The 11,272-nt window shown below is 71.0% G+C and carries 6 protein-coding genes and 1 pseudogene; 1 reads left to right on the plus strand and 6 read right to left on the minus strand.

Annotated elements, in window-relative coordinates; all coding sequences use genetic code 11:
• Nucleotide 1: 1 nt before the first annotated feature.
• The 6 genes from ACGF8B_RS14040 to ACGF8B_RS14065 form a co-directional block, all read right to left on the minus strand.
• Complete coding sequence (locus ACGF8B_RS14040) at nt 2–865, minus strand: inositol monophosphatase family protein (RefSeq protein ID WP_392737823.1); 864 nt, start codon at nt 863–865, stop codon at nt 2–4.
• Nucleotides 846–1,532 carry a hypothetical protein gene (locus ACGF8B_RS14045; protein ID WP_392737825.1) on the minus strand — a complete coding sequence of 229 codons (687 nt, stop codon included), beginning with the start codon at nt 1,530–1,532 and terminating at the stop codon, nt 846–848. The genes ACGF8B_RS14040 and ACGF8B_RS14045 overlap by 20 nt, the downstream gene beginning before the upstream one ends.
• Nucleotides 1,529–2,479 carry a hypothetical protein gene (locus tag ACGF8B_RS14050; RefSeq protein ID WP_392737827.1) on the minus strand — a complete coding sequence of 317 codons (951 nt, stop codon included), beginning with the start codon at nt 2,477–2,479 and terminating at the stop codon, nt 1,529–1,531. Before ACGF8B_RS14050 ends, ACGF8B_RS14045 begins: the two co-directional genes overlap by 4 nt.
• A gap of 220 nt (nt 2,480–2,699) precedes the next feature.
• A complete protein-coding gene (locus tag ACGF8B_RS14055; protein ID WP_392737829.1) occupies nt 2,700–4,160 on the minus strand; it encodes a glutamate synthase subunit beta in 1,461 nt (486 codons plus the stop codon).
• Complete coding sequence (gene gltB / locus ACGF8B_RS14060; RefSeq protein ID WP_392737831.1) at nt 4,153–8,712, minus strand: glutamate synthase large subunit; 4,560 nt, start codon at nt 8,710–8,712, stop codon at nt 4,153–4,155. Before gltB ends, ACGF8B_RS14055 begins: the two co-directional genes overlap by 8 nt.
• 501 nt (nt 8,713–9,213) lie before the next feature.
• Nucleotides 9,214–9,948 (minus strand): VIT1/CCC1 transporter family protein, encoded by a 735-nt coding sequence (locus tag ACGF8B_RS14065; protein WP_266420601.1) that lies wholly within the window; start codon nt 9,946–9,948, stop codon nt 9,214–9,216.
• A gap of 320 nt (nt 9,949–10,268) precedes the next feature.
• Here ACGF8B_RS14065 and ACGF8B_RS14070 point away from each other — a divergent pair.
• A pseudogene (locus ACGF8B_RS14070) lies at nt 10,269–11,117 on the plus strand (ADP-ribosylglycohydrolase family protein); the annotation flags it as partial.
• Nucleotides 11,118–11,272: the final 155 nt, after the last annotated feature.

Genomic DNA, 11,272 nt, shown 5'->3' on the forward strand with positions numbered 1-11,272 from the left:
CTCAGAGGCTGCCGGGCAGCTCCGGGCGGGGCACCGAATCCACCTGTGCGAGCAAGTAGTCGAGCGCGTCGGCGCGAGCGGCGACAAAGCTGTGTCCCTCGCCCTGTGCGGTGTCCTCGGGCCGGAGCACCTCTCCGCGCAGCGTCCGCAGACGCACCCCCGACTCGGCGGCGAGCAGCGCCCCGGCGGGCAGGTCGAGGCCCTCGGCGCGGTATCCGACGAATCCGTCGATGGTGCCCCGGGCCAGCATGCTCCAGCCCAGCAGCGGGGCCCACAGCTGGAGCACCCGGCGGCATCCCAGCTCCAGCTGTCTGCGGAGTCCGGTGGCGGCGGCGTCGGCCCGGCCCACCGCGTACCCCTGGGTCCAGGCGATGACCGGTCCGGTGGCGGGCAGGGTTCCGTCCGGGCCGGTGAGCGGGCCGGACCCGCCGTGCGCGCCCCGGCCGGAGACCGCGTGCCAGGTGCTACGGGTGAGCGGTTCGTGGATCACGCCGAGCACGGGCGCTCCGGCCACGCACAGTGCGATGCCGACGACGCAGGCCGGCAGGCCGATGGCCACGTTGTTGGTGCCGTCCAGCGGATCGACCAGCCAGGTGCGGTGGCCGCCGCCGTCGAGCAGTCCGGCCTCCTCCGACAGGATCCGGTCGTGCGGGAAGTGCCGCCGCAGTCTGCCGAGCACCACTTCCTCGGCCGCGAGGTCCAGGGAGGTCACGACGTCCCCGGACGCGCTCTTCGTACGGACCGTCATGGGTGCCCGGAAGTGCTCCCGGAGCACGGTCCCGGCCGCTTCGGCCGCGGCCACCGCCACCGTCCGTTCGTACTCGTACGGGCCGGCGGGGTCCGGGTCAGGCGCTGATGCGGCCATCGATCCTCCTGAGTGCCGTACGGACCAGCTCCGTCGTCTGCTGCTCGTCGCACAGTCCGCGGGTCATGGTGCGCGCGGGGCCGTCGAGGGGACCGAGCGACAGGTCCGCGCCGCCGGGCACCGAACGGCCCAGCACCAGCGTGGCCGCCGGGGCCGGGTCCGCGACGGAGGTGGCGTGGAACTCCCCCGCGGTGAGCGTGTACGTCTCCCCGCGGCCGCTGATGTGCGCGCGCCCCGGTTCGCCGCGGACCAGTTCGGTGGTGGGCACGATGTCGTCGACGCCGCCGGGCCCGCTGCGCACTTCGAATATCCGGTGGGTGGGCCGGGCGGTGGCCGCGCTGACCCGCACCGGAAGATTGGCGACCCTGCCGTACAGGACGTGACTGCGCAGCTCCCAACTGTGGGCGTGCCACGCCGCGGTGTCCGGTTCCGCGCCGTAGCCCGGGTCGAAGAGGTGGACGCAGATCCCCCGCGGTCCGTCGCGCAGCACCGGCAGGCAGAGGAAGCCCAGTGGATGGCGGACGGCACGCAGCGCGCGAACGCCGGTGGCGACGTCGGTGAGCGCGTCGACGGTGTGGCCCCGGGCATCGGTGGAGCTCCGGCCGCCGTCCAGGAGGGCCCGTTCCAGCTCGTCGTAGTCCATGGGATCGCGCCGGCGGCGCCTCACCTCCGGTAGGGGTCCTCCGCGTGCAGTGCCTTGACGATGATTTCGCCGATGTCGCTGTCGGTGAACGTGCGGGGCAGGGGCAGATCCAGTGCCTCGAAGAGACCGCGGGTCTCGTCGACCGTGGGTTCCTCGCTCAGTGGTGCGTCGGTGCGGATCGGGATCGCGACGGCCTGTTCCCGGCTCTGGTGGAGCTCGGTGACGTAGTAGTCGTAGAGCGGCTGCCGGCGTTCCACCATGAGGTTCACCCGTGAGGTGTCGTCCTGGGTGACGATCAGGCAGGACTCGGACAGGTCGAAGCGGAGCGTGGGCACGGAGGCGGAGAGGTGCACCGAGATGTCCAGGGTGGTGAGTCTGCCCTGGTACCAGCAGGCGGCGAGGACCGTCGCGTACGACTCCTTGCGGACCCGGTCGGTCGTCCAGTGTCCGGCGTGCCCGGTGATGGTCTGGCCGGCGAACATCTGCCGGAACCTGGCGTACGCCTGGCAGATCCGTTCGTCGGCCGGGTTGATGATGTCGATCTTCATCGTGAGCTGGGAGCGCTGCTCCCTGGCGGTGGCGACGCACTGGGGCAGGGTGACGGCCCGCAGGTAGGTTCCGGTACCGCCCTTGAAGTACCAGAGGTTGGTGTGCTGCCGGGCGGTGCGCAGCGCCTCGGCGACCTCGTTGCCCGCGAGGGAGCGGACCATGGTGAGGTCCTCCAGCGCGCGGCGGGTGCCGGCCATCGCGTCCTGGATCGCGGCCGGCTGGCGCAGTCTTTCCACGATCGAGCCGAGTGCCAGAGCACCGAGGACCACCAGCGTGGCGCCGGACGACACGTCGCTGGAGATCACGTCGCCGAAGATGTCCAGGAATCCGATGGTCAGCGCGACGCTCGCGGCGATGACGACGTCGATGTTCTTCAGGATCCAGGCGACGGACCGCTCCAGGCGTCGTCCGCGCGCAGTCATGGGCATGCTCCTCCCCCGTGGAATGCCCTCCTGATCGTAGGAGAACGGGGCGGTGGGCCGCCAGGGGGTATGAGGGGCTCACGGCCGCGGTCCGTGAGCCCCCCTCCCGGGCGGACCGGCCCCGGACGCGCCACGGCGCCTGCCGAATCGTCCGGTCGGGGACGGGCAGGCGCCGCGTTCAGTTCCGCACGCCGTTGTGCGGGACGTCTGTGTGCCGTGATCAGACCGTCAGTGAACGGTCCGTCGGGCGGATCGGGGCCGGCAGGGCGCTGGCTCCGGTCAGGAAGCGGTCCACCCCGCGGGCCGCGGAGCGGCCCTCGGCGATGGCCCACACGATGAGGGACTGGCCGCGGCCGGCGTCACCGGCGACGAAGACTCCGCCGACGTTGGTGGCGTAGTCCGTGTCGCGCGCGACGTTGCCGCGCTCGTCGAGTTCCAGGCCGAACTGCTGGACCAGGCCGTTGGCCTGGTCGGTGCCGGTGAAGCCCATGGCGAGGGTGACCAGCTGCGCGGGGATGGACCGCTCGGTGCCGGGCTTCTGCTCCGGCCTGCCGTCCTTGAACTCGACCTCGACCAGGTGCAGTGCCTGGACGTTGCCGTCCTCGTCGCCCTCGAAGTGGGTGGTGGAGACGGAGTAGACCCGCTCGCCGCCTTCCTCGTGCGCGGAGGTGACCTTGTAGAGCATCGGGAACGTCGGCCAGGGCTGGTTGGCGTTCCGGTCCTCGCCCGGCCGGGGCATGATCTCCAGCTGGGTGACGGAGAGCGCGCCCTGGCGGTGGGCGGTGCCGACGCAGTCGGCGCCGGTGTCGCCGCCGCCGATGACGACGACGTGCTTGCCCTCGGCGGTGATCGGGGAGACCGTCAGGTCGCCCTCCTGCACCTTGTTGGCCAGCGGCAGGTACTCCATCGCGAAGTGCACGCCGTTCAGCTCACGGCCCGGGACGGGCAGGTCGCGCGAGACGGTGGCACCCGCGGCGATGACGACCGCGTCGTAGCGGCGGCGGAGCTTGGCGGCGTCGATGTCGCGGCCGATCTCCGTCTCGGTGCGGAACTTGGTGCCCTCCGCGCGCATCTGCTCGATGCGGCGGTTGATGTGCGACTTCTCCATCTTGAACTCGGGGATGCCGTACCGGAGAAGACCTCCGATGCGGTCCGCGCGCTCGTAGACGGCGACGGTGTGGCCGGCCCGGGTCAGCTGCTGGGCGGCGGCGAGACCCGCCGGGCCCGAGCCGATCACGGCGACGGTCTTGCCGGAGAGCCGCTCGGGCGGCTGCGGGGTGACGTCACCGTTGCCCCACGCCTTGTCGATGATGGAGACCTCGACGTTCTTGATGGTGACGGCCGGCTGGTTGATGCCGAGCACGCACGCCGACTCGCACGGGGCGGGGCAGAGCCGCCCGGTGAACTCCGGGAAGTTGTTCGTGGCGTGCAGGCGCTCGGACGCGGCCGACCAGTCCTCGCGGTAGGCGTAGTCGTTCCACTCGGGGATGAGGTTTCCGAGCGGGCAGCCGTTGTGGCAGAACGGGATGCCGCAGTCCATGCAGCGGCCGGCCTGCTTGCTGATGATCGGGAGCAGCGAGCCCGGAACGTAGACCTCGTTCCAGTCCTTGACGCGCTCGCCCACGGGGCGGGTCTCGGCGACCTCGCGCCCGGTGGTCAGGAAGCCCTTGGGGTCAGCCATTGGTCGCCGCCTCCATCATCTTCTCGGTGGTCTCCTGCTCGGAGAGACCGGCGAGCTCAGCGGCGTCCTTGGCGGCGAGCACTGCCTTGTAGGTGGACGGGATGATCTTGCTGAAGCGGGTCACGGCGGTGTCCCACTCGGCAAGCAGCTTCTCGGCGACCGTGGATCCGGTCTCCTCCTGGTGACGGCGCACCACGTCGTGCAGCCACTGCCTGTCGGCGTCGGAGGGGGTCTCGACGGCACCGAGGTTGCCGGCGTTGACGTTGTCGGGGTTCAGGTCGATGACGTACGCGACACCGCCGGACATGCCCGCGGCGAAGTTGCGTCCGGTCTCGCCGAGGACGACGGCGTGCCCGCCGGTCATGTACTCGCAGCCGTGGTCGCCCACGCCCTCCGAGACGACCGTGGCGCCGGAGTTGCGGACGCAGAACCGCTCACCGGTGCGGCCGCGCAGGAACAGCTCGCCGCCGGTGGCGCCGTAGGCGATGGTGTTGCCCGCGATGGTGGAGTACTCGGCGAGGTGGTCGGCGCCGCGGTCCGGGCGGACGACGACCCGGCCGCCGGAGAGGCCCTTGCCGACGTAGTCGTTGGCGTCGCCCTCCAGGCGCAGCGTCACGCCGCTCGGCACGAACGCGCCGAAGGACTGGCCCGCGGAGCCGGTGAAGGTGATGTCGATGGTGTCCTGCGGCAGACCGGCGCCGCCGAACTTCTTCGTCACCTCGTGGCCGAGCATGGTGCCGACGGTCCGGTTGATGTTGCGGATCGCGATCTGGGCGCGGACCGGCTGGGCGGCTTCGGCGCTGTCCGCGTTCAGGGCGTCGGCGGCGAGCCTGATCAGCTCGTTGTCGAGGGCCTTGGCGAGCCCGTGGTCCTGCTCGGTCCGCGCGTGGCGGACCGCGCCCTCGGGCAGCTCGGGAACGTGGAAGAGCGGCTTCAGGTCGAGCCCCTGCGCCTTCCAGTGCGTGACCGCGCGGTCGGTGTCGAGCAGCTCGGCGTGGCCGACGGCCTCCTCGATCGTACGGAAGCCGAGCTCGGCGAGGATCTCGCGGACTTCCTGGGCGATGAACTCGAAGAAGTTGACGACGTACTCGGCCTTGCCGGAGAACCGACTCCGCAGGACGGGGTTCTGGGTGGCGATGCCGACCGGGCAGGTGTCCAGGTGGCAGACGCGCATCATGACGCAGCCGGAGACGACGAGCGGCGCGGTCGCGAAACCGAACTCCTCGGCACCCAGCAGTGCGGCGATGACCACGTCGCGGCCGGTCTTCAGCTGGCCGTCGGTCTGTACGACGATGCGGTCGCGCAGGCCGTTGAGCAGCAGGGTCTGCTGGGTCTCGGCGAGGCCGAGCTCCCAGGGGCCGCCCGCGTGCTTCAGGGAGGTGAGCGGGGAGGCGCCCGTTCCGCCGTCGTGGCCGGAGATCAGGACGACGTCCGCGTGTGCCTTGGAGACACCGGCGGCGACCGTGCCGACGCCGACCTCGGAGACCAGCTTCACGTGGATGCGGGCCGCCGGGTTGGCGTTCTTGAGGTCGTGGATCAGCTGAGCCAGGTCCTCGATGGAGTAGATGTCGTGGTGCGGTGGCGGCGAGATGAGGCCGACGCCAGGGGTGGAGTGCCGGGTCTTCGCGACCCAGGGGTAGACCTTGTGGCCGGGCAGCTGGCCGCCCTCGCCGGGCTTGGCGCCCTGCGCCATCTTGATCTGGATGTCGTCCGCGTTGACCAGGTACTCGCTGGTCACACCGAAGCGGCCGGAGGCGACCTGCTTGATGGCCGAGCGGCGCGCCGGGTCGTAGAGCCGGTCGGCGTCCTCGCCGCCCTCGCCGGTGTTGGACTTGCCGCCCAGCTGGTTCATGGCGATGGCGAGGGTCTCGTGCGCCTCGCGGGAGATCGAGCCGTACGACATGGCGCCGGTGGAGAAGCGCTTGACGATGTCGGAGACGGACTCGACCTCGTCGATGTCGATCGCCTCGCGGTCCGAGGTGAAGCCGAACAGGCCGCGGAGCGTCATCAGGCGCTCGGACTGCTCGTTCACCCGGTCGGTGTACTTCTTGAAGATGTCGTAGCGCTTGTTGCGGGTGGCGTGCTGGAGGCGGAAGACCGTCTCCGGGTCGAACAGGTGCGGCTCGCCCTCGCGGCGCCACTGGTACTCGCCACCGATCTCCAGCGCACGGTGCGAGGCGGAGATGCCGGAGGCGGGGTAGCCCTTGGCGTGCCGGGCGGCGACTTCCTTGGCGACGACTTCGAGGCCGGCGCCGCCGATCTTGGTGGCGGTGCCGTTGAAGTACTTCGCGACGAAGTCCTCGTCCAGGCCGACGGCCTCGAAGACCTGGGCGCCCCGGTAGGAGGCGACCGTCGAGATGCCCATCTTGGACATGACCTTCAGGACGCCCTTGCCCAGGGCGTAGATGAGGTTGCGGATGGCCTGCTCGGCCTCGATGCCCTCGATGAAGGTGCCGGCCCGGACCAGGTCCTCGACGGACTCCATGGCCAGGTACGGGTTGACCGCGGCGGCGCCGTAGCCGATGAGCAGCGCGACGTGGTGGACCTCGCGGACGTCCCCGGCCTCGACCAGCAGCCCCACCTGGGTGCGCTGCTTGGTGCGGATGAGGTGGTGGTGGACGGCAGAGGTGAGCAGCAGCGACGGGATCGGCGCGTGCTCGGCGTCGGAGTGCCGGTCGGAGAGGACGACCAGTCGGGCGCCGTCCTCGATGGCGGCGTCGACCTCGGTGCAGATCTCCTCGATCCGCGCGGCCAGCGACTCGCCGCCACCGCCGACCCGGTAGAGACCGGAGAGCGTGGCGGCCTTCATGCCCGGCATGTCGCCGTCGGCGTTGATGTGTATCAGCTTGGCCAGCTCGTCGTTGTCGATCACCGGGAACGGCAGCGTGACGCTGCGGCAGGACGCGGCGGTCGGCTCCAGCAGGTTGCCCGAGGGGCCCAGCGTGGAGCGCAGCGAGGTGACGAGTTCCTCGCGGATGGCGTCCAGCGGCGGGTTGGTGACCTGCGCGAACAGCTGGGTGAAGTAGTCGAAGAGCAGCCGGGGGCGCTCGGAGAGCGCGGCGATCGGCGAGTCCGTGCCCATGGAGCCGAGCGGCTCGCCGGCGGTGCGGGCCATCGGCGCGAGGATGACGCGGAGCTCTTCCTCGGTGTAGCCGAAGGTCTGCTGGCGGCGGGTGACGGAGGCGTGCGTGTGCACGATGTGCTCCCGCTCGGGGAGGTCCTCCAGCTCGATCTCGCCGGTCTCCAGCCAGTCGCCGTACGGCTGCTCGGCGGCGAGGGCGGCCTTGATCTCGTCGTCCTCGATGATGCGGTGCTCGGCGGTGTCGACGAGGAACATCCTGCCGGGCTGGAGGCGGCCCTTGCGGACGACCTTCGCGGGGTCGATGTCCAGGACGCCGACCTCGGAGGAGAGCACGACGAGTCCGTCGTCGGTGACCCAGTAGCGGCCGGGGCGCAGGCCGTTGCGGTCCAGGACCGCGCCGACCTGGGTGCCGTCGGTGAAGGTGACGCAGGCCGGGCCGTCCCAGGGCTCCATCATCGTGGAGTGGTACTGGTAGAAGGCGCGCCGGGCCGGATCCATCGAGTCATGGTTCTCCCACGCCTCGGGAACCATCATCAGCACCGAGTGCGGCAGCGAACGGCCACCGAGGTGGAGCAGCTCCAGGACCTCGTCGAAGGAGGCGGAGTCGGAGGCGTCGGGGGTGCAGACGGGGAAGATCCGGTCGAGCCGGTCCGCACCGAAGAGGCCCGACGCGAGCTGGGACTCGCGGGCCTTCATCCAGTTGCGGTTGCCCTTGACCGTGTTGATCTCGCCGTTGTGCGCGACGAAGCGGTACGGGTGGGCGAGCGGCCAGCTCGGGAAGGTGTTGGTGGAGAACCGGGAGTGGACCAGGGCGACCGCGGTGGCGAAGCGGCGGTCGGAGAGGTCCGGGAAGAACGGCTCCAGCTGCCCGGTGGTGAGCATGCCCTTGTAGACGATCGTGCGGGCGGAGAGCGAGGGGAAGTACACCCCGGTCTCCCGCTCGGCGCGCTTGCGCAGCACGAATGCCTTGCGGTCGAGGACGATGCCGGTGCTCTCACCGTCCGCGACGAAGAGCTGACGGAACTCGGGCATGGTGGCGCGGGCACCGTTGCCGAGGATGCCGGGGGCGACGGGGACCTGACGCCAGCCGAGGACCTTGAGGCCTTCCTCGGCGGCGATCTTCTCCAGCTTGCGGACGGCCTCGGTGGAGTCGTCGGCGGGCAGGAAGGCGATTCCGACGGCGTAGGCACCGGCCTCGGGGAGCTCGAAGGCGGTCTCTTCGCGCAGGAAGGCGTCCGGCACCTGGAGGAGGATCCCGGCGCCGTCGCCGGAGTCGGGCTCGGATCCGGTGGCACCGCGGTGTTCGAGATTGCGCAGCACGGTCAGCGCCTGCTCGACCAGCTCATGGCTGGCCACACCGGTCAGAGTGGCCACGAACCCGACACCGCAGGCGTCGTGCTCGTTACGGGGGTCGTACATCCCCTGCTGGGCGGGGCGACCGTCCATGGGCGACCAGGCGTCGATGCGCATTGGCTCTCCCGTCGTCGTCGTGGCATGTGCAGTGCCGAGGGACGACGTTGGCCCTCTGCGAAATTTGGTGCAGGTTACATGATGGGGCGCTTCTCAAGAAGCGGATAGCTCGTTCCAACATGCGGACACCGTCCGAGACGGTGGGGGTGGGTCGCAGTCGGAGGACCGGCGCCCGAGGGGGACCGCAGAGAGCAGGCGTCGTTGCCTGCGGCGTCTACGGGTCATGCCCGGCGGCAAGGGAAATGAAACCGCCGGGTAACGGCTACTTATGTGTAGCCCTGCATAGGGACTCATTTTAAGCCCGTGGTGGCCGTTCCGCCCAGGGATGTTCACCAAGACGTACGTCACACGGGTGGCGGACACGGAACGGGCAGGCACCCCCGCCTGCGGGTATGCCTGCCCGTTCCTTCGACGCTCCCATCCCCGTCGACGCTCCCGTCCCCTCCGGCGCTCCCGTTTCCGTCGACGTCCGGGGTGCTGGGCGCGGGGTGCGGGGTGCGGTCAGCTCCCGACGGCCACACCGAACAGCGTGCCCAGTCCGTAGGTGATGGCGGCCGCGGCCCCGCCCAGCACCAGCTGGCGCAGCCCGCTGTACAGCCAGCTGCGGGCCGTCACCCTGGCCACCACCGCGCCGCAGGCGAACAGCCCGACCAGCGCCAGCAGCACGGCCGGCCACAGCGCGCTCGCACCGAGCAGATACGGCAGCACGGGCAGCAGGGCGCCCAGCGCGAACGCGCCGAACGACGACACCGCGGCGACCAGCGGCGAGGGCAGATCCCCCGGGTCGATGCCCAGCTCCTCGCGGGCGTGTATCTCCAGCGCCTGCTCCGGGTCGCGCGACAGCTGCCGCGCGACCTCGCGGGCGAGCCCCGGCTCGACACCACGGGACTCGTAGAGCTCGGCGAGCTCCCGCTCCTCATCCTTGGGGTGCTTGCGCAACTCCCGCCGCTCGACGTCGAGTTCGGCCTCGACCAGCTCACGCTGCGAGGCCACGGAGGTGTACTCGCCGGCCGCCATGGAGAACGCGCCGGCGGCCAGGCCCGCCAGACCGGTGATCACGATCGTCTGCTGGGAGACGGAACCACCCGCGACGCCGGTCATCAGCGCGAGGTTGGAGACCAGCCCGTCCATGGCACCGAAGACCGCAGGACGCAGCCAGCCACCGTTCACATCACGGTGGGTGTGGTTGTCGCGGTGCGCCTCGTGCAGTACGGCGTCGGTCTCGATGATGGACATGCCTCTCCCCTTCTCCGGCAGCGGGCTTCCCTCGCTCCGCCCCCGCTCAACACCATCGAAAGTACGCACGAAAAACGGCTCCCGCCAGCAAGGCAGGCCGTACTTACCACGCTCCGTGAGCAGGTAAGTACGGCCTTCCTCAGTGCTTCTGACCCGTCATCCGACTGGCCCTTTTGTTGCGGTTGTCGGCCTCTGTCCGGGCTCTGCGTGGCACATATCGAGCAGGACGAGAACTGGCTCGGTGCGAGCGGAGGGTCGACGCGATGGAGCTGATCGCAGGAAATCCGGCGGAGCCGCGGACCGGCGGCGCGGAATCGGGGATGCCGGTGCGTGCGGTGAGGGGCCGGGTGCCGCGGGGAAAACTGGCCGACCGGGCCCGCGGCTCACTGCTCGGGCTCGCGGTCGGGGACGCGCTGGGCGCACCGGCGGAGAATCTGCGGCCTTCGGAGATCCGTCGTCGCTGGGGCCGGATCGAGGGCTTCGTGAGCGACGACCCCGCGGGCACCGACGACACCGAGTACGCGATCTTCTCCGGGCTGCTGCTCGCCCGGCACGGTTCCGCGCTGACCGTCACCCATGTGGAGCGGGCCTGGCACCTGTGGATCGCCGATCTCGACGAGGGGCCGTTCCGGGGTGCCGGGTTCAGCGAGCGGGGAACGCTGGAGAACCTGCGCCGGGGGCTCGCCGCCCCGATCTCCGCCCAGCACCGGCACGCCTGGAGCGACGGCCTGGCGATGCGGGCGGCGCCGTTCGGCGTCTTCGCGGCCGGCCGGCCGGACGAGGCGGCCCGGCTGGTCGCGGTGGACGGGCGGGTCAGCCACGACGGGGAGGGCATCTACGGCGGCCAGGCGGTGGCGGCCGGGGTGGCCGCCGCGATGACGGGCGCGGGGGTCACTTCGGTGATCGCCGCCGCGCTGTCGGTCGTCCCCATGGACTCCTGGACGGCGCGTTCGCTCCGCCGAGCGGTGGCGGCCGCACAGCGCGGCTACCCCGACCGGCTCACCATGGAACGCGCGGTGCGCTCGGCGGTGGTGGTCGGCGGCTACCCGTGGACGGACCTGGCGCCGGAGGCGGTGGGCCTGGCCTTCGGGGCGTTCGCGGCGGCGCACGGCGACTTCCGTACGGCGGTACTGACGGCGGTCAACATGGGCCGCGACGCGGACACCACGGCCGCGGTGGCGGGGGCCCTGGCCGGCGCGCTGAACGGGGCGTCCGCGATTCCGCGGCACTGGGGGGACGCCATCGGCCCGGTCCGGGGCAGCTGCCTGCCGACGATGCGGGGTCACCACGTCCTGGAGATCGCGGAATTGCTCACTCCGGACGA

Origin of the sequence: Streptomyces sp. NPDC047917 (genome assembly GCF_043204345.1) — a bacterium.
Lineage (GTDB): Bacteria > Actinomycetota > Actinomycetes > Streptomycetales > Streptomycetaceae > Streptomyces > Streptomyces sanglieri.